This window comes from Rubrivivax albus, assembly GCF_004016515.1.
Taxonomy (GTDB): domain Bacteria; phylum Pseudomonadota; class Gammaproteobacteria; order Burkholderiales; family Burkholderiaceae_C; genus Rubrivivax; species Rubrivivax albus.
The window spans coordinates 124,221-143,225 of the sequence record NZ_SACT01000005.1; the positions used below are offsets into that span (position 1 = coordinate 124,221).

16 protein-coding genes are annotated in these 19,005 nt (G+C 72.3%); 8 read left to right on the forward strand and 8 right to left on the reverse strand.

The features are described from left to right. Positions 1 to 5: 5 nt before the first annotated feature. The 4 genes from ENE75_RS15690 to ENE75_RS15705 all read right to left on the reverse strand — a co-directional run bounded on the left by ENE75_RS15690 (position 6) and on the right by ENE75_RS15705 (position 2,572). Positions 6 to 425 (reverse strand): acyl-CoA thioesterase, encoded by a 420-nt coding sequence (locus tag ENE75_RS15690; RefSeq protein WP_128199277.1) that lies wholly within the window; start codon positions 423 to 425, stop codon positions 6 to 8. 16 nt (positions 426 to 441) lie between these two features. After that, positions 442 to 993, reverse strand: a complete 552-nt coding sequence (locus tag ENE75_RS15695; protein ID WP_158288966.1) for a GNAT family N-acetyltransferase — start codon at positions 991 to 993, stop codon at positions 442 to 444. Continuing rightward, positions 990 to 1,646 (reverse strand): YceH family protein, encoded by a 657-nt coding sequence (locus tag ENE75_RS15700; protein ID WP_128199279.1) that lies wholly within the window; start codon positions 1,644 to 1,646, stop codon positions 990 to 992. The genes ENE75_RS15695 and ENE75_RS15700 overlap by 4 nt, the downstream gene beginning before the upstream one ends. A gap of 143 nt (positions 1,647 to 1,789) precedes the next feature. Then, complete coding sequence (locus ENE75_RS15705) at positions 1,790 to 2,572, reverse strand: SDR family oxidoreductase (RefSeq protein WP_128199280.1); 783 nt, start codon at positions 2,570 to 2,572, stop codon at positions 1,790 to 1,792. 70 nt (positions 2,573 to 2,642) lie between these two features. Here ENE75_RS15705 and ENE75_RS15710 point away from each other — a divergent pair, with 70 nt between their 5' ends. The 7 genes from ENE75_RS15710 to ENE75_RS15740 all read left to right on the forward strand — a co-directional run bounded on the left by ENE75_RS15710 (position 2,643) and on the right by ENE75_RS15740 (position 13,275). Beyond that, positions 2,643 to 4,313: an electron transfer flavoprotein-ubiquinone oxidoreductase gene (locus ENE75_RS15710; protein ID WP_128199281.1), complete on the forward strand. Its 1,671-nt coding sequence runs from the start codon at positions 2,643 to 2,645 to the stop codon at positions 4,311 to 4,313. Positions 4,314 to 4,337: 24 nt separating this feature from the next. Next, positions 4,338 to 5,765: a HAMP domain-containing sensor histidine kinase gene (locus ENE75_RS15715; RefSeq protein WP_233259113.1), complete on the forward strand. Its 1,428-nt coding sequence runs from the start codon at positions 4,338 to 4,340 to the stop codon at positions 5,763 to 5,765. Further along, positions 5,749 to 6,399, forward strand: coding sequence for a hypothetical protein (locus ENE75_RS15720; RefSeq protein WP_233259114.1), 651 nt, complete (start codon positions 5,749 to 5,751; stop codon positions 6,397 to 6,399). The genes ENE75_RS15715 and ENE75_RS15720 overlap by 17 nt, the downstream gene beginning before the upstream one ends. Positions 6,400 to 6,406: 7 nt before the next feature. After that, positions 6,407 to 7,792 (forward strand): sigma 54-interacting transcriptional regulator, encoded by a 1,386-nt coding sequence (locus tag ENE75_RS15725; RefSeq protein WP_128199282.1) that lies wholly within the window; start codon positions 6,407 to 6,409, stop codon positions 7,790 to 7,792. A 140-nt stretch (positions 7,793 to 7,932) separates the two neighbouring features. Then, on the forward strand, positions 7,933 to 9,441 hold the full coding sequence (locus tag ENE75_RS15730; protein WP_128199283.1) for a glucan biosynthesis protein G: 1,509 nt from the start codon (positions 7,933 to 7,935) through the stop codon (positions 9,439 to 9,441). Further along, entirely contained in the window at positions 9,414 to 11,303 is a 1,890-nt protein-coding gene (gene mdoH / locus ENE75_RS15735; protein ID WP_128199284.1) for a glucans biosynthesis glucosyltransferase MdoH, read from the forward strand. Before ENE75_RS15730 ends, mdoH begins: the two co-directional genes overlap by 28 nt. Before the next feature lie 259 nt (positions 11,304 to 11,562). Further along, a complete protein-coding gene (locus ENE75_RS15740) occupies positions 11,563 to 13,275 on the forward strand; it encodes a diguanylate cyclase (RefSeq protein ID WP_158288967.1) in 1,713 nt (570 codons plus the stop codon). A gap of 18 nt (positions 13,276 to 13,293) precedes the next feature. Here the strand turns inward: ENE75_RS15740 and ENE75_RS15745 are convergent, their stop codons facing one another. Genes ENE75_RS15745 through ENE75_RS15755 form a run of 3 tightly spaced genes read right to left on the reverse strand, consistent with a single transcriptional unit; the run spans position 13,294 to position 17,658 of the window. After that, complete coding sequence (locus ENE75_RS15745) at positions 13,294 to 15,204, reverse strand: patatin-like phospholipase family protein (protein ID WP_233259115.1); 1,911 nt, start codon at positions 15,202 to 15,204, stop codon at positions 13,294 to 13,296. After that, positions 15,201 to 15,980: an enoyl-CoA hydratase gene (locus ENE75_RS15750; RefSeq protein WP_128199452.1), complete on the reverse strand. Its 780-nt coding sequence runs from the start codon at positions 15,978 to 15,980 to the stop codon at positions 15,201 to 15,203. The genes ENE75_RS15745 and ENE75_RS15750 overlap by 4 nt, the downstream gene beginning before the upstream one ends. Positions 15,981 to 16,008: 28 nt before the next feature. Next, complete coding sequence (locus ENE75_RS15755; protein WP_128199286.1) at positions 16,009 to 17,658, reverse strand: acyl-CoA synthetase; 1,650 nt, start codon at positions 17,656 to 17,658, stop codon at positions 16,009 to 16,011. Between the two features lie 104 nt (positions 17,659 to 17,762). Here ENE75_RS15755 and ENE75_RS15760 point away from each other — a divergent pair, with 104 nt between their 5' ends. After that, complete coding sequence (locus ENE75_RS15760; protein WP_128199287.1) at positions 17,763 to 18,290, forward strand: shikimate kinase; 528 nt, start codon at positions 17,763 to 17,765, stop codon at positions 18,288 to 18,290. Between the two features lie 6 nt (positions 18,291 to 18,296). On the opposite strand, the gene ENE75_RS15765 is transcribed toward ENE75_RS15760, so the two are convergent. Continuing rightward, entirely contained in the window at positions 18,297 to 18,992 is a 696-nt protein-coding gene (locus ENE75_RS15765; protein WP_233259116.1) for an RraA family protein, read from the reverse strand. Between the last annotated feature and the right edge of the window lie 13 nt (positions 18,993 to 19,005).

Below are 19,005 nucleotides of genomic sequence, written 5' to 3' on the forward strand. Positions count from 1 at the left end.
CGGCGTCAGCTGACCAGCGCCCGCAGCCAGTCGGGCATCGGCGCCGACTTCTGCGCCGCGAAGTCGGTCCACACCGTCGTCGCGCCGCCTTCGGCATCGATGCGGCCCGGGCAGTCGGTGCGCTCCATCGTGATGAAGGTGTCGAAGCTGCTGCGCCCCGGGTTGGCCACGTAGTGCTTCGCCAGGATCTCGCCGGGGAACTCGAACTGGCGGATGAAGCTGCAGAAGGCGTTGACGATCACCGGCCCGCACCCCTTGGGGTCCGGCGGGCCGCCGACCTGGTACAGCCACTCCAGGCGCACGATTTCCATGTAGCGGAAGTAGATCGTGTTGTTGACGTGGCCCATCGCGTCCATGTCGCCCCAGCGGATGGGGATCACGGTCTCGTGGACCAGCTTCTTCTCGGCGGGGATGAGGAAACGCATCGGTGGATTCCGGGGTTCAGTCGGTCGACGACAGGTCGACGCGGCAGCAGTGTTCGCGCACCGGCGTGCCGTGCGCGTCGAAGACGTTGTGCCCGACGGGCAGGGCTCCCATCGCCGCGTAGAAGCGCTCGGCCGGGTTGCCGGCGATGACCCACAGCCGCAGCGCCGGGTAGCCGATCTCGCGCGCGGCCTGCAGCACCGCTTGCCACAGCGCACGGCCGATGCCGCGCCGGAAGTGGCCCGGGCGCAGGTACAGCGCCGTGAGTTCACCCTCCCCGGCCCCTGCCTCCGCAGCTTCATGCGGCTGCCTGCGGTAGGGGCCCAGGCAGGCAAAGCCCAGCACCGGTGCGTCGCTGGCCGGCAGGTCGGCCACGGCCACCAGCAGGCGCCGCCCGGGCGCCGTGTTCGCCGCCTCGCGCTGCCAGACCTCGCGCCGCGCCGCCAGCGGAAAGGCGTCGAAGCTGGCTTGAGGGAACACACCAGTGTAGGTGGCCACCCAGCTGTCCCAGTGCACCTGCGCGATCGCCTCGGCATCGGCCGGCGTCGCCACGCGCACCCGCCAGCTCACTGGATGCCCAGCTCCGCGGCCATGCGCTGGACCAGCGCGCGCAGCTCGGCCAGTTCCGCGCCCTGGCGCGTGACCTCCGCCTTCAGTGCCGCCAATTCGCCTGCGGCCACGCTGGCGCCGGCCGCGACGGCCAGCGCGGCGGCCGACGCAACGTCAGGCAGCGCCACCTCGCCGCACAGCAGGTGCGCCCAGCGCGCCTCCCGCTCGCCCGGGCCACGCGGCAGCTTGACCACGCGCGGTGGGTCCTTCGCGGCCAGTTCCTCGAGAAAACCTTCCACCGACGAGATGTCGGCAAAGCGGTGCAGCCGCTCGCAGTTCAGCCGCAGCTCGGCCGCGGTCTGCGGCCCGCGCAGCATCAGCACCGCCAGCAGCGCCACTGCCGCCCCCGGCACACCCAGCACACGCGCCGTGTTGTGCTCGAACTTGACCACCCGGCTGCCGCTGCCCTCGAAGACCAAGCTCAGGGCCTTGAGCCCGTCCACCGCCGTCAGCACTTCCGCGTCCGTGGCCTCGATGACCGGCTGGCGCGCCGTCTTCTGGTTGCAGCCGGCCACCAGCGCGTTCAGGCTCAGCGGGTAGGTGTCGGGCACGGTGGCCTGCTTTTCCACCAGCACGCCCAGCACCCGGGCTTCCAAGGGCGTCAGTGCGCGCATCGGCCTTCCGTGATCGGGTCACTACTGAGGCGTGCAGATTCCGTCGCGAGCGGGCCGAGGTCACGCCGAGCAGCGCAGCCGTACTCCTGTACGGCGAGCAGCACAGGCGTGAGATCGGATCGCGCAGCAGGAAGATGCATGCCTCAGACGCCGAAGCCGTCGTCGGCCGAGATGATGGCGCCATTGACGAAGTGGCTCTCGTTGGCGCACAGCATCATCAGCACCGCGTCCAGGTCCTTGGGCTGGCCCACGCGCTTGCGCGGCAGCATCGCCACCAGTTTCTGCCCGGCCTCGGTCTGCCAGTGGTGATGGTTGATCTCGGTGTCGATGTAGCCCGGGCAGATGGCGTTGACGTTGATGCCGTAGCGCCCCCACTCCAGCGCCATCGCGCGCGTCATGTGGACCACCGCCGCCTTGCTCATGCAGTAGACGCCGATCTGGCCCAGCACGCGCAGCCCGGCCATCGACGCGATGTTGACGATGCGCCCGCCGGTGAAGGTGCCCGGCGCCGCGCCGCGGCTGCGCGCGATCATGCGCTTGCCCACCTCCTGCGCGACGAAGAAGGCGCCGCGCGCATTGGTGTTCATCACGTAGTCGAAATCCTCCGGCTGCACGTCCACCAGCTTCTGCGTGGTGCTGACGCCGGAGTTGTTGACCAGGATGTCGATCGTGCCCATCTCCGTCTCGGCATGGGCCACCGCGGCCTTGATGCTGTCGTGATCGGTGACGTCCAGCGTGACCACATGTGCATCGCCACCGGCAGCCTCGATCTCGGCACGCAGCGTCTTCAGGCGCTCCACGCGTCGTGCGGCCAGCACCACGCCGGCGCCGGCCGCGGCCAGCGTGCGCGCGAACTGCGCGCCCAGACCCCCGGACGCCCCTGTCACCAGCGCGACACGGCCGGAAAGATCGATGTCGTAACCCATGCTCGCTCCCGAGAACTGCCTCTAACGGATGCGGGAAACGATAGCACGCGCACTTCTAGAATCGCCGGCCATGACCTCCGCAGAACTGCTCGCGCAACACGGCCCTCGCGAAGCCATGGAATACGACGTCGTGGTCGTCGGTGCCGGCCCGGCGGGGCTGTCCACGGCGATCCGCCTCAAGCAGCTCAATGCCGACCTGTCGGTGGTGGTGCTCGAGAAGGGCTCGGAGCCCGGCGCGCACATCCTCTCCGGCGCCGTGATGGACCCGCGCGCGATCACCGAGCTCTTTCCCGACTGGAAGGACCGCGGTGCACCGCTGAACCAGCCGGTGACAGAGGACGAGGTACTGTTCCTCGACGCCGGCGGCGCCAAGCGAACGCCGCAGTGGCTGATCCCCGGCGTGTTGCACAACGCCGGCAACTACGTCATCAGCCTGGGCGCGCTGTCCAAGTGGCTGGGCGAACAGGCCGAGGCCCTGGGCGTGGAGATCTTCCCCGGCTTCGCAGCGGCCGAGGTGCTCTACGGCGATGATGGTGCGGTGCGGGGCGTGGCCACGGGCAACATGGGCGTGGGCAAGGACGGCCAGCCGCACGGCGGGTTCCAGCTCGGCATGGAGCTGGTGGGCAAGTACACCGTGTTCGCCGAAGGCGCGCGCGGCCACCTGGGCAAGCAGCTGATCGCGCACTACAAGCTCGACGAGGGCCGCGACCCGCAGAGCTACGCGCTGGGCATCAAGGAGCTCTGGGAGATCGACCCCGCCAAGGCCAAGCCCGGCCTGGTGGTGCACACGGCTGGCTGGCCGATGGACGGCCAGACCTACGGCGGCGGCTTCCTCTACCACCTGGAGGGCAACAAGGTCACGCTGGGTTTCGTCACCGGGCTGGACTACCAGAACCCCTGGCTCAGCCCCTTCGAGGAGATGCAGCGCTGGAAGACGCACCCGTCCATCCGCGCGCACCTGGAAGGCGGCAAGCGCATCGGCTACGGCGCACGCGCCATCACCGCCGGCGGCCTGCTGAGCCTGCCCAAGCTGGTCTTCCCGGGCGGCTGCCTGGTGGGCTGCGACGCCGGCACGCTCAACGCCGCCCGCATCAAGGGCAGCCATGCCGCCATCAAGACCGGCATGCTGGCCGCCGAGGCCATTGCCCCGGCGCTGGCCGCCGGCCGCAGCGGCGACGAACTCGCCGCCTACCCCGAGGCGTTCGCCAAGAGCTGGCTCCATGAAGAGCTGCACGCCAGCCGCAACTTCAAGCAGTGGTTCAAGAAGGGCAACCTGGTCGGCACCGCGATGACCGGCATCGAGCAGTGGCTGCTGCCCAAGCTGGGCCTCAAGAGCCCGCCGTGGACGATCCACCGCCACGGCCCCGACCACGCGCGCCTCAGCGGCGCCGCCGCCTGCGAGCCCATCCGCTACCCCAAGCCCGACGGCGTGCTCACCTTCGACCGCCTGAGTTCGGTGTTCATCAGCAACACCAACCACGAGGAGAACCAGCCGGCCCACCTGACGCTGAAGGACGCAGCGGTGCCGGTGGCGGTGAACCTGAGCCAGTACGCCGGCCCCGAGAGCCGCTACTGCCCGGCCGGCGTGTACGAGTTCGTGAACACCGACGGCGAGGACCGCCTGGTGATCAACGCCCAGAACTGCGTGCACTGCAAGACCTGCGACATCAAGGACCCGACGCAGAACATCGTCTGGGTCACCCCCGAGGGCGGCGGCGGGCCCAACTACGCCGGCATGTGATGCCTCACGCAGCGCCGGCCTGATGTGAACCTGCCCCGGCCGTCGTACCGCCAGTGGCTGGTGCTGGCCTTCGTCGGCGTGGCGGCGCTGCTGTCGGCCGCCACGCTGCGTGGGCTGGGCACGCTGGAACAGCTGCTGACCCAGAGCCGCGACGGTGCGGCACGCGCGCTGCAGCTGTCCACCGCCGCCGAGCGGCTGGGCGAGCAGGTCACGGCGATGGAACGTGCCGCGCGTCAGTACCTGGTGCTGGCCGACCCGGCACTGGAACGCAACTTTGTCGCCCATGCGGCCGAAGCGCAGCGCGAGGTCGGCCTGCTGTCCCCCGTGCTGCCCACGGCACTGAAGACGCAGTGGCAGGACAGCCTGGCCGCGTTGCGCGAGCAGGTGCGGGAGGGTGCCGACGACACCACGCTGGTCGACGGATTCCGTGCGCTGGCCGCGCTTCAGCAACGCATGAGCGAAGCGGCCCGGCGCCACACCGAGGCGCGCAACGCCGCGCTGCAGCAGGAGCTCGAGGCCGGCCGGCTGGCGCTGGGCCAGCAGCTGCTGGGCACCGTGGCCCTGGCGCTGACGCTGGCGCTGGGCTTCGCCTGGTGGCTGGCGCGGCCGCTGCAGCGCGTGGAGCAGGCCATCCGCGGCCTCGGTGAAGACGGTCTGGAGACGCCGGTGCACATCCGCGGGCCGTCGGACGTGCAGCGCATCGCGCGCCGGCTGGACTGGCTGCGCCAGCGCCTGGCCGAGACCGAGGCCGACAAGGCGCGCTTCCTGCGCCACGTCTCGCACGACCTGAAGACCCCGCTGGCCGCGCTGAAGGAAGGCGTCTCGCTGCTCGAGGACGGCACCGCCGGCCCGCTGACCGACAACCAGCGCGAGATCGTGCGCATCCTGCACGACCACGGCGCGCTGCTGCAGCAGCGCATCGAGGACCTGCTGCGCTGGAACGCCAGCGCCTTTGCCGCGCAGCACGTCGTGCGCAGGCCCGTGGAGCTTGGTGCGCTGATCCAGGGCTTGGTCGACGCCCAGCAACTGGTCTGGCGGGCGAAGTCGCTGCGCATCGTTGTGCAGGGCGTGCCGTTGACGGCCGAGGTCGACGGTGACCTGCTGGGCAGCGCGCTGGGCAACCTGCTGTCCAACGCCATCCGCTTCAGCCCGCCGGGCGCGCGCGTGCTCATCGACGTGCAGCGCATCGGCAGCGGGCTGCGCATCGAGGTCACGGACGCCGGGCCTGGCGTGCCCGCCGACGAGCAGGCGCGCGTGTTCGAACCTTTCTTCCGCGGTCGCGTGCAGCCCGTGGACGGCCTGCCGGGCACCGGCATCGGCCTGTCCATCGTGGCCGAGACGGTGCGCGCCCATGGCGGCCAGGTCAGCGTGCTGGCCCCAGAATCCACCACGGCGGGTGCCACCCCGGGCAGCCGCTTTCGCATCGACATCCCCCATGCCCTGTCGGACTGATCCCTGGCGCCCCTGGCGGTGGCCCGCCGCCCTGCTGGCCGGCGCCCTGCTGGCGGCCGGCTGCGGCACCGCCCCGCCAGTGGCCGATCCGCCGGCACCACCACCCATGGACCCACCCGTGGCGGCCCAGGCGCCGGCGGCCAGCGCGCCCACGGTGGCGGCTGCGCCCGCGGCAGCGCCGTCGACACCGTCGCATGCCCCGGCAGCGGACGCCCTGCTCGGCCGTCTGCTGGCGTTCCACGAGCGCTTCCGCACCCTGCCCGCTGCCGACGCCGCCCGCGAGCAGGCAAGGCTGGCCGCCGACGGCAGCGCCGAGGCCACGCTGCAGCTGGCCTGGGCGCTGGGTCTGCCCCAGGCGCCGGGCCGTGCGCCGGGCGACCTCACGCGCGCACTGGCCCTGCTCGACCCGCTGGCGCGCGGGGACAGCCCGGAAGCGCCCCTGGCCCGCCTGCTGCTGGCCCGGCTGACCGAGCAGCGCCGGCTGGAAGAGCAGCTGGACCGCCAGGCCCAGCAGCAGCGCGACCTGCAGCGTCGCAACGACCAGCTGCGCGAACAGCTCGACGCGCTGCGGGCCATCGAACGCAGCCTGGGGCCGCGCCAGTCCGCGCCGGCGTCGGCGCCACGCACACCCTGACGGCCCGATGAGCACCGCCGGCGCCCACATCCTCGTCGTCGACGACGACCCCGACCTGCTGCGCCTGCTGGGCATGCGGCTTAACGCGGCCGGCTACCGCGTCGAGGGTGTGCCCTCGGCCGAGGCGGCCCTGGATGCCCTGGCCCTTCAGCGGCCGCGGCTCGTGATCAGCGACGTGCAGCTGCCCGGCGCCGACGGGCTGGCCCTGTTCGACGCCATCCGCGCGCGCCACCCGTCGCTGCCGGTGATCCTGCTCACCGCCCACGGCACCATCCCCGACGCCGTGGAAGCCACGGCCCGCGGCGTCTACACCTACCTGACCAAGCCCTTCGACGGCAAGGCCCTGCTGGACACCGTGGCCCAGGCCCTGGCGCTGTCGGCGCCCGAGCCAGCCGCCGGCCAGGCGCCGGAGGCCTGGCGCGCCGACATCGTCAGCCACAGCCCGCGCATGCAGGACCTGCTGGAGGAGGCGCGCCTGGTCGCCGCCAGCGATGCCAGCGTGCTGATCCGCGGCGAAAGCGGCACCGGCAAGGAACTGCTGGCCCAGGCCATCCACCGCGCCAGCCGGCGTGCCAGCCGGCCCTTCGTCGCCGTCAACTGCGGCGCGATCCCGGAGGCACTGCTGGAGTCGGAGCTGTTCGGCCACGTCAAGGGCGCCTTCACCGGCGCCACCAAGGACCGTGACGGCCTCTTCCGGGCCGCCGATGGTGGCACGCTGTTCCTCGACGAGATCGGCGACATGCCGCCGGCCCTGCAGGTCAAGCTGCTGCGCGTGCTGCAGGAGCGGGCCGTGCGGCCGTTGGGCGCCAACCGCAACGTGCCCATCGACGTGCGCGTGCTCTCGGCCACCCACCGTGACCTGGAAGCGCTGCTGGCCGACGGCAGTTTCCGCGAGGACCTGTTCTACCGCCTCAACGTGGTCACCCTGCGCCTGCCGCCGCTGGCCGAGCGGCGCGAGGACATCCCGCTGCTGGCCCAGCACTTTCTGACCACGCTGGCCGCCCGCCATGGCCGCACGCTGCACGGCTTCGCGCCCGATGCGCTGCGCGCGCTGGCCACCGCGGCTTGGCCGGGCAACGTGCGCCAGCTGCACAACGTGGTCGAGCAGGTCTGCGCGCTGAGCACCAGCCCGCTGGTGCCGCTGGCCCTGGTGCAGCGCGCGCTGCGCACGCCGGACGTGGCCGTGCTGCCCTACGCCGAGGCGCGCCGCCGATTCGAGCGCGAGTACCTGGTCGGCCTGCTCAAGCTCACCGACGGCCAGGTGGCCGACGCCGCCCGCCTGGCCGAGCGCAACCGCACCGAGTTCTACCGCCTGCTGCAGAAGCACGACCTGGCGCCGGAGCGTTTCCGTGACGCTGTCGCCGAAGAGCGACAGGACAAAGACGAGGCCTGACAGGCACTTGCGCGCACAGGCCGGGAAAGCTGTCGCCGATCGGCGACAGGACCACCGTGGACAACGACCCGGAATCGCGCCTAAGCCCTTGATTTGACTGGACCCGGAGGGGTGGCACGCCGCTTGCGCTGTGAACGTGCATGTGGCGAACCCTGTGGCTGTCCCTGTGCCTGGCCTGGCCTCTGGCGGGCTGGGCCTTCGGCTTCGACGATGTGGCGGCGCTGGCGCAGCGCCAGGCGGCCGCCCCGTGGCAGGGCACCGCCACGCCGATGCCGGGGGCGCTGGCCCGCCTGACCTACGACGAGGCGCGTGAGATCCGCTACCGCCCCGACCACGCCGTCTGGCGCGGTGGGGACTTCGAACTGCAGTTCTTCCACCGCGGCTACGTGCAGCGCGATCTGGTGGCCGTGCATCTGGTGGAAGGCGACCAGGTGCGCCGCATGGGTTACGACCCGGCGGCCTGGGACTTCGGTACCTTGGGCCCCAAGCGCGGACTGAACCCCGATCAACTCGACGAGCCTGGCCCGGCGGGCTTTCGCATCCACCACGCGCTCAACGGCCCGGCCTACAAGGACGAGCTGGTGGTGTTCCTGGGCGCCAGCTACTTCCGTGCACTCGGCCGCGGCCAGCGCTACGGGCTGTCGGCACGCGCCCTGGCCATCGACACGGTCGGTGGCGGGCCGGAGGAGTTTCCGCGCTTCACCGCCTTCTGGATCGAGCGGCCCGCCCCCGGCGCCGATGGCGTGACCGTTTACGCGCTGCTGGACAGCCCGCGCGCCAGCGGCGCCTGGCAGTTCGTGATCCGCCCCGGCGAGGACACCGTGATGGACGTGCGCGCCCGTCTGTTCCTGCGCGCGCCGGTGGCCATGCTGGGCCTGGCGCCGCTGACCAGCATGTACCAGCACGGCGAGAACCAGCCGCGGCCGGGCGACTTCCGCCCCGAGGTGCACGACTCCGACGGCCTGTCCGTCGCCGCCGACGGCGAATGGCTGTGGCGCCCGCTGGTCAACCCCGGCACGCCGCTGGCCAGCAGCTTCCAGGTTCGCCGGCTCCAGGGCTTCGGCCTCATGCAGCGCGACCGCCGCTTCGCGGCCTACGAGGACGACGAAGCGCACTACGAACGCCGCCCGTCGGCCTGGGTCGAGCCGGTGGGCGACTGGGGCCCGGGCCGCGTGGTGCTGCTGCAGCTGCCCACACCCGACGAGACGCACGACAACATCGTCGCCGCCTGGCAGCCCGACAGGCCGCCCGCGCCAGGTGAAGCCCTGGACCTGGCCTACCGGCTGCACTGGCAGGGCGAGCAGGCCGCGCGCCCGGCCACCGGCTGGACGGTGCAATCCCGCCGCGGCCGCGGCTGGGCGGCGCCGACACCGGGCGAGCTGCAGTTCATCGTCGACTTCGACGGCCCCGCGCTGCAGGCGCTGCCGGCCGACGGCAGCGCCGATGCCGCCGTCGCCCCCGTGATCACCCCGTTGGCCAACGCCCGCGTGCTGCAGGCCCACGCCTGGCGGCACCCGGCCGGGGGCTGGCGCATGGCGCTGCGCGTGCAGCGACCCGACCCCGCGCAGCCGATGGAGCTGCGCGCCTTTCTCCAACGCGGCGCGCAGGCGCTGACCGAGACATGGACCGCACTGATTCCACAGGACTGACCGGCGTGACGGGCCTGAGCACCGGGCTGCGGGCCCTGCGCCGCTACACCCACCACGCCGCGCCACCGCTGCAGCGGGGCTCGATGCCGGCCCGCCCGTGGGGCCAGGCCTGGCAGGGCGGAGATGCGCCGGACGCCGGCCAGCCCGCCGGCCGCCGGCGGCTGCTGGTGGCCGTGGTGCTGAGCGTGGCCGCGCTGGCCGCCGTGGCCCTGCTGCGCACGCAGCCGCTGGGCGTGGCCCTGGACGCGCTGCGGCTGCTGCAGGTGGCGCTGTTCGCGCTGCTCTTCGGCTGGGTGGCCGCCGGCTTCGCCACCGCGCTGATGGGCTTCGTCGTGCTGCGCCGCGGCGACCGCCAGATGCTGTCCTACGCCGACGTGGCCCGCCAGCCACTGGCCGCGGACGCCAGCACCGCCGTCATCATGCCCATCTGCAACGAGCACGTGGACACCGTGTTCGCCGGTCTGACCGCCACCGCCGAGTCCGTGGTGGCCAGCGGCGGCGCCCGGCTGCTGGCGTTCTACGTGCTGTCGGACACGTCCAACCCGGCGGTGCGCGAGGCCGAATTCGCCGCCTGGCAGGCCCTGCGCCAGCGCATGGCGCCGCACGGTCTGCAGGTGCACTACCGCTGGCGTGCCCGGCGCACGCACCGCAAGGCCGGCAACGTGGCCGACTTCTGCCGCCGCTGGGGCGCGCGCCACCGCTACATGGTGGTGCTGGACGCCGACAGCGTGATGAGCGGCGAGGCCATCCTGGGCCTGATGCGGCTGATGGAGGCCCACCCGCAGGCCGGCATCATCCAGTCGGCCCCGATCTCCTGCGGGCTGGACACGCTGCACGCACGCGCCCAGCAGTTCGCCAGCCGCGTCACCGGCCGCCTGTTCGCCGCCGGCATGCAGTTCTGGCAGCTGGGCGAGTCGCACTACTGGGGCCACAACGCCATCATCCGCATCGCACCCTTCATGGCCCACTGCGGCCTGGCACCGCTGCCCGGGCGCGGCGGCCTGTCGGGTTCCATCCTGTCGCACGACTTCGTCGAGGCGGCACTGATGCGCCGCGCCGGCTGGCAGGTCTGGCTGGTGCCCGACCTGCCCGGCAGCTGGGAACAGCAGCCGCCGCACCTGCTGGCGGAACTGCAGCGTGACCGCCGCTGGTGCCAGGGCAACCTGATGAACGCGCGCCTGATCGCCGAACCCGGCCTGCACCGCGTGCACCGCGCCATGCTGGCCACCGGCGCCATGGCCTACCTCTCGGCGCCGCTGTGGCTGGGTTTCGTGGCCCTGGGCATGGTGCTGTGGCTGGACGGCCGCCACCTGCTGCAGGTGCCGGCCGGCGCGGCCATGGTGCTGTGGGCGCTGACCGGCACCATGCTGCTGCTGCCGCGCGTGCTGGGCGCGCTGACCGTGTGGCTGGAGGGCCAACAGCGCGCCTTCGGCGGCACGCCGGCCCTGATGGCCAGCGCCGTGGCCGAGGCCCTCTGGTCGGCCCTGACGGCCCCGATCCGCATGGCGGCGCACACGCTGTTCGTCGCCACCGCGCTCAGCGGCCTGAAGCTGGACTGGCGCAGCCCGCCGCGCGAGGCCGAGGCCCTGCCCTGGCGTGACGCGGCAAGGCTGCTGCTGCCGCTGTCGGCGGTGGCCGCGGCAGTGCTGGCCGCCGTGGCCTGGCGCGACCCATCGGCCGCGCTGTGGCTGGCGCCGGTGGCGCTGCCGCTGCTGGCGGCCACGCCGCTGGCGGTCTGGGGGGCACGCCCGGTCATCGGCCAGGCCTTGCGCCGCGCCGGGCTGCTGCTGATCCCGGAAGAGACCCAGACCGCGACGGAACTGCGCCGCGCCTGGGGCGCACCGCGCCTGGCCATGGCCTGAGACGGACCACCACGGGCCACGCCTGCGGGCGTGGCGTCGCCGCCGTGTGAAATCTGGCGTGATCGCACCCCGGCCAGCGGCGTCCGCCGCTGGGGCCGGGGTGACGCACCCCTAGAATTTGGGGGTCATTGCCCCTGCCATGGTCGCTGCGCCCCTACGCCCTCACGCTCCGTTCGCGGCCGACCGTTCTCATCGACAGCACCGACCGTGTACCGCCGCCGCGTGGCACTGGGTGCGATGCAGCCTGGCGTGGCTGCAGTTGATCTGGCTGCTGCTGGGGGCGACGGCCGTGCTGGCGGCGGCACCCGCCCCTGCCGGTGCGCCACTGGCACTGGACGACCGCGTGGCGCGTGTCGACGCCTGGCCGGCGCTGAGGGTGCTGGCCGATCCTGACGGCCACTGGACCTTCGACGACGCGCTGGCCCGACGCACCGACTTCGGCCCGCCGGAAGGCGCCCCGGGCACGCTGGGCCTTCAGCGCGGTGCCGCGTGGCTGCACGTGCCGCTGCAGGCGTCGCCCGACTCCGAAGGCCGCTGGGTGCTGGACCTCGGTTACGCCGTGCTCAACCGCGTGGACGTCTGGCTGCTGCTGCCCGGCCGGCCGCCCCAGCACTGGGCAACAGGCAACGAGGTGCCACGCGCCGAGCGGCCACTGGACAGCCGCACCCCGGCGGTGGTGCTGGATCTCCCGCCGGGCACGACGGCCGAACTGCTGCTGCGCGTGCGCAGCGCCGGCGCGCTGATCCTGCCAGTGACCCTGTCCACCCCGACGGCCTTCCACCGCCAGGCGCTGGACGAACAGGTGCTGCAGGGCCTGCTGTCCGGGCTCGGCCTGTTCCTGGTGCTCTACAGCCTGTCGCAGTGGTGGAGTGTGCGCGAGTCGATGTTCCTGCGCTATGCGCTGCTGACCTTCGCCAGCGTCATGTTCTCGGTGGCGCAGTTCGGCCACGGCGCGATGTACCTCTGGGGCGACAGCCAATGGTTCGAGCGCCATGTGCCCGGGCTGGCCGCGCTGATCGCCTCCACCGGCAGCTGCCTGTTCGTGCAGGCGGTGCTGGCCGACGACCGGCCCCAGGGCTGGATCAGCCGCGCCCTCTACGGCTGCGCCGCGTTGCTGGTGGCCACCGCGCTGGCGTTCGCGACCGGCCTGATCGACGTGCACGCGGTCAGCGCCGTGGTCGGATCACTGGGCCTGGCACCGGCGCTGCTGGGGCTGCCCGGCGCGCTGCGCCGCCTGCGGCGGGGCGATGCCGTCGGCGGCTACTTCCTGGTCGCCTGGATCGGCTATTTCTTCAGCACCTGGGTCATGGTGCAGGTCATCTACGGTCGGCTGCCCGCCACCTGGAGCACGCTGCACGCCTTCCAGTTCGGGGCCACGCTGGACATGCTGATCTTCCTGCGCGTGATCTCGCTGCGGCTGGCGGCGGTGCACGCCGCCGCCCTGGAGCGGGATGCCCTGCGCTCGATGGCGCACACCGACCCGCTCACCGGGCTGCCCAACCGGCGCGGCCTGCCGGAGCAGATCGAGCAGCGCCTGCTGGCCGTGCGGCCAGACCGCCTGCTGGCCCTGGTGGTGCTGGACCTGGACGGCTTCAAGGCCGTCAACGACCGACTCGGCCACGCGGTGGGTGACGCGCTGCTGGTGGACGTGGCCCGGCGGCTGCGCACCAGCGTGCGCGAGCACGACCTGGTGGCACGCATGGGTGGCGACGAGTTCCTCGTTGTGGCCGATGGGCTGCGCAACGAGGCGCAGGCGCAGGCCATGGCCCAGCATCTGCTGCAGGCCTTTGCCGAACCGTTCGAGGTGGCGGGCCACCGCTGCGAGGTCGGGCTCACCGCCGGCTACGTGCTGGCCCCGACCGACGGCCGCAACGCCCACGAACTGCTGCGCGCGGCCGACAGTGCGATGTTCGACGGCAAGCGCAGCGGCAAGGGTCGGGTGATCCGGGCGACCGCGCCGCAAGCCCTCTGACGCGCCAGGCCAGGGTGGTCAGCCGACGTCGGTCTCCAGCCGCCCCTGCTGCGCCAGCACCTGCAGCGCGTGCTCGTAGCCGATCTGCACGATGCGGTCGAAGCGCTTCCACTGCAGCAGACCCACACGCTCCAGCGGCGGGTGGAAGTACAGGTCGGCCAGTGCCCTGGCCTGGCGGCCGCGCGCCATGCTGTTGAGCACCATCACCGTCATCAGGTAGGCCGGCAGCGACGGCAGGCGGTATTTGCGCTTGCGCAGCGGGCGCAGCCAGTCCAGGAACAGGTCCCAGCCGCCCGGCACCTCGTCCAGGTCCACGCGCAGCGGCTGGCGCACGTCCAGGTCGACGCCGATCACATGACCCACGCCGCGCTGGCGCCGCATCACGTCGACCGGGAAGTTGTTGAAGCTGCCACCGTCGCAATGCAGCTCGCCATCGATCAGCACCGGCGGCAGCGCGCCCGGGATCGAGGTGCTGGCCAGCAGCAGCCGCGCCAGCGGGCCGCGCTGCAGCACCTGCTCGCGCGCCTGGCTGTAGTTCGTGGCCACGCAGAAGAAGCCCTTCCACAGGTCCTCGGCATCGGCCTCGTGCCCTGTGAGTCCACGCACGCCATCGTCGAGCACGCGCCGCAGGCGCCGGCCGCGGAACACCGACAGCCAGGGCCAGGGGCTGTAGTCGCCGGTGGGCTTGGCCTCGAAGGCGCGGCGGGCATTGAGCATGACGTCGTCCCAGCTGCGGTCGGACGCCACGTAGGTGGCCATCACCGCACCGATGCTGGTGCCGCCGACGAAGTCCACGGTCACGCCCTGTTCGCGCAGCGCACGCACCACGCCCAGGTGCGCCAGGCCGCGCGCGCCGCCGCCGGCCAGCACCAGGCCCGTGGCGCTGCGGTTGAGGAAGCGCGCCAGGCGGCCGACGTCGTCGTCGTGATCCGTGCGCAGGTGCAGGTGGCCGGCCACCGGGCGGCGGTCCAGCCACGCGCGGGTGCCGCGTGGCATGGCCGTGCCCGGCGGATGCAGCAGCAGCAGGATCTCGGCCGCATCGGTCGTCTCGGCGCGGCCCATCAGGCACAGCCGCTCGGTCGGATGGATGTCGGGCGCGGCCGTGGCGTCGGCCAGCAGCAGCAGCTCGTCGGCACCGCGGCAGCAGCGGGCCGTCCAGGCCGTGGGCTCGTCGTCGGCCACCAGCAGCACGAACTCGGCACGCGACTCGATGCGGTCGAGCAGCATGGCCACGCGGCGCTCCTCGGCCAGCATCGACGCCGGGCCCAGCGTCGCGTCGCCCGCTTCGGCATGACCGTGCACACGGGCTGCGTCGACCACTTCCACGCGGCCGAAGACGGCCAGCGCCGCCGCCAGCCGATCCGCGAACGCGCGCACCGGCAGCCCGCGCGAGATCGGCACCAGCGTGACCGTGCCGGGCCGCGGGTGCAGGCCGTCGCTGGCCGGGCTTTGCAGCCGGCGCACCATCTGCCGTGTCAGCGCCAGGTGGCGCGTGAGCGCCATCGACAGCGCGGCGTGGCTGGCCAGCAGATCGTTGAAGGCGGTGCGGTCCAGGCGCGCGAGCAGCGAGTCGCGCACCGCGATGACGGTGGCATTGCGCGCGTCGCCGGTGATCAGCGCGAGCTCGCCGACGATCTGGCCGCGGCTGATCTCGCCGACGATGCGCTGCCCGCCCGGGACGCTGGCATCCACGATGGTGGCGCGCAGGCGGCCGCTGACCAGCAGGTACAGTGCATCGCCCGGTTCGCCCTGGCGCATCAGCACCTGGCCGCCGGCGAGCTCGGTCCACGTCATCGCCTGCTGCAGGCGTTCCAGCGCCGCGGCGTCGACGTCGCCGAAGTCCTCCTGCAGCAGCCGCGACAGCAGCTCGTCGTGGTACGGCTGGCGGCCCGCGCTGCCGCCGGGCCGGCGCGCGCCCGGGGCGCTCAAGACCAGGCCGGCGGACGCTTGTCGATGAAGGCCTGCACGCCCTCCAGCGCCGACGCGTCCATCATGTTGCAGGCCATGGTCTCGGCCGCGAGGTCGTAGGCGGCGGCGATGCCGGTCTCCAGCTGGCGGTAGAACAGGCCCTTGCCGGCCGCGATGGCCACGCGCGGCTTGGCCACCACGGCGGCGACCAGACGCTCGACCTCGGCGTCGAGCTCGGCCGCGTCCACCACACGGTTGACCAGGCCCTTCTCGCGCGCCTCGTCGGCGGAGATGAAGGCCCCGGTGACCAGCATCTCGAAGGCGGCCTTGCGCGGCAGGTTGCGGCTGAGCGCCACGCTGGGCGTGCTGCAGAACAGCCCCAGGTTGACGCCACTGACCGCAAAACGTGCGTCTCGCGCTGCCACCGCCAGGTCGCACATGGCCACCAGCTGGCAGCCGGCGGCGGTGGCGATGCCCTGCACCTGGGCCAGCACCGGCACCGGCAGGCGCTGGATCGTCATCATCATGCGGCCGCACTGCGCGAACAGCCGCCGGTAGTAGTCCAGCGACGGCTCGGCGCGCATCTCCTTGAGGTCGTGGCCGGCGCAGAAGGCCTTGCCGGCGGCCCGGATCACGACGATGCGCGCCGTCTCGTCGGCGGCGATGGCATCGAGCTGCGCCTGCAGCGCGTCGAGCACGCCTTCGGACAGCGCGTTAAAGGCCTGCGGCCGGTTCAGCGTCAGCGTCACCACGCCGCGCGCATCCTTGGCGCAGAGAACCGGTGCGTCGTCGTTCATCGCTCCCTCGTTCGTTCGGTCGGTCATGTCACTCGATGGCCGAGGCGCTCTTCGCGCGCTCGCGCAGCTGGAACTTCTGAATCTTGCCGGTGCTCGTCTTCGGGATCGGCTCGAAGCGGATGTCCCTGGGCACCTTGTAGCCGGCCAGCAGCTGCCGGCAGTGTGCCACCAGCGCCTCGGCCGTCACCTCGGCCCCGGGCTTCAGTTCGACGAAGGCCAGCGGCGTCTCGCCCCACTTCGGGTCGGGCCGGGCGACCACCGCGCAGGCCAGCACGGCCGGGTGGCGGTAGAGGGCGTCCTCCACCTCGATGGAGCTGATGTTCTCGCCGCCGCTGATGATGATGTCCTTGCTGCGGTCCTTGATCTTCACGTAGCGGTCGGGCTCCAGCACCGCCAGGTCGCCGGTGTGGAACCAGCCGCCTTCGAAGGCCTTCGCGGTCGCCGTGGGGTTCTTCAGGTAGCCCTTCATCACGATGTTGCCGCGGAACATGATCTCGCCCATGGTCTGGCCATCGGCCGGCACCTCGGTCATGGTCTCCGGGTCCATCACGGTCATGCCTTCCTGCAGCGGGTAGCGCACGCCCTGGCGGCCGTTCAGGCGCGTCTGCTCCGACAGGTCGGCCTGGGCCCAGCTGGCGCGCTTGGACGCCACCGCTGCCGGGCCATAGACCTCGGTCAGGCCGTAGACGTGCGTGATGTCGAAGCCCAGCTGCGCCATGCCTTCGATCATCGCCGCCGGCGGCGCGGCGCCGGCGACCATGCCGCGCACGGCGCCGATGCCCTCGCGCAGCGCCGGGTCGGCCGCCACGGCACCGAGGATGCCGTTGTGCACGATGGGTGCGGCGCAGTAGTGGTCCACGCCGTGCGCGCGCATGGCCGCCAGGATGCTGGCCCCGTCCACCCGGCGCAGGCACACGTGCACGCCGGCCTGCATGGCCACCGTCCACGGGAAGCACCAGCCGTTGCAGTGGAACATCGGCAGCGTCCACAGGTAGCGCGGGAACTGCGGCATCGTCCAGGTGACGGCATTGCTGACCGCGTTCAGGTAGGCGCCGCGGTGGTGGGTGACCACGCCCTTGGGGTCGCCGGTGGTGCCGCTGGTGTAGCTGACGGCGATGGCATCCCACTCGTCGGCCGCGCCGTCCAGACGCGGCAACGGGTCATGCGCCGCCAGCAGGGCCTCGTAGTCGTGGGAGCCCAGCCGATCGCCGGGACCGGTGTACTCGCTGTCGCAGACGTCGATGACGACGATCTCGCGCCCCATGTCCTTCAACTGGGCCAGGGCGGCCGACACCGTGGGCGAGAACTCGCGGTCGGTGATCAGCACCTTGGCGGCGCAGTGGTTCATCTGCCAGGCCAGCAGCGCCGCATCCAGCCGCGTGTTGAGCGTGTTGATCACCGCACCCAGGGCGGGCACGGCGTAGTGCGCCTCCACCATCTCCGGCGTGTTGGGCAGCAGCGTGCTGACCGTGTCGCCGCGGTCGATGCCCAGGGCCTGCAGCGCCGCCGCCAGGCGCGCGGATCGGTCGCGCAGCGTGGCCCAGTCGCAGCGCCGCGCGCCGTGGATGATGGCCGGCAGGTCGCCAAAGACCTCGGCCGTGCGCTCGACGAAGCTCATCGGCGTCAGGGCCACGAAGTTCGCCGGCGTGCGGGGCAGGTCTTGGTCGTAGATGTTCATGCCGGCATCGTAGCCATTCGGCCGCCCCGCCGACCCGGGGACAGCCCTGGGAACGGCCAGGAACAGACCCGGCTGGTGCCGGGGCTGTGGTATCACCGCGCCCCATGTTCCGGGTGCAGATCATCGGCGGCAGCGGCGCCGGCAAGACCACGCTGGGCCGGCGGCTGGCCCAGCGCCACGGCCTGCCCTTCATCGACCTGGACGATCTGTTCTGGGAACCCGGCTGGGTGGACGTGGGCCACGCCGAGCTCGCCCGCCGGCTGGCGCCACGCGTGGCCGGCGACGGCTGGGTGGTGGCCGGCAACTACGGCCCGACCACCGAACCGCTGCTGTGGCCGCGCCTGACCCACCTGCTGGTGCTGGACCTGCCCTACCCTCTGATGATGCGGCGCACGGTGTGGCGCACCGTGTGGCGGGGACTGACCGGCGCACCCTGCTGCAACGGCAACCGCGAGTCGCTGCGGCGGATGTTCGACGAGGGCGGCGTCATCCGCTACCTGCACCGCACCTGGGACAAGCGGCACGCCCGCTTCGCCGGCATCGCCGACGAGCCGAAGCTGGCCCACGCGCAGGTGGAGCGGCTGCGCCACCCGCGCGAGGTGGCCGCATTCGAGGCGCAGGGCCTCGGATGACGCCGATCACATGACGCCGAACGTGCGGAACGCCTCCATCGTGCTCATGCCGGCCTGGATGGCGTCGCGCACCTTGTTCTCCGTTTCCGACTTCTCCAGCGCGCGGCGGATGGCCTCCTGCTCCACCGCACGCGGGATCACCAGCACGCCGTCGAGGTCGCCGAAGACAATGTCGCCCGGCGCCACTCGCACGCCGGCGATCTCCACCGGCACGCGCCAGTCGACCACCTTGCCGCGCGGCCCCTGGTCCTGCGCGTAGCCACCGAAGCCGAACACCGGCAGGCCACTGGCGGCCACCTCCGGCGTGTCGCGCCAGTAGCCGTCCAGCACCGCACCGGCAGCCTTCAGGTGCATCGCGCGGGTGGTCATCAGCCCGCCCCAGAGCGCGAAGCGCGGCGCGCAGCCGGTGGCCACGTAGACCTCACCCGCCTTCAGGTCGTCCAGCGCCTCGAACAGCAGGCCAAAGGGACGCTCGCTGAGCGGGCCACGGCCGTCGGGCTCCCTGCTGCCGAAGGCGTTGGCCTCCAGCACCGGCATCGCGCGGCCGACGATCACGTGCTCCGGCTTCAGCGGCCGGATCTCCGGCTTCAGGAACTGATGCAGGTGGCCCATCGTGTCGAGGATGTCGCCCACCAGGGCCGGGAAGAGCTTCGCGCGCATCAGCGCGAAGAGTTCGGTGTCGTCGGTCCAGGGTCGGGTCACGTCGTCTCCTTGT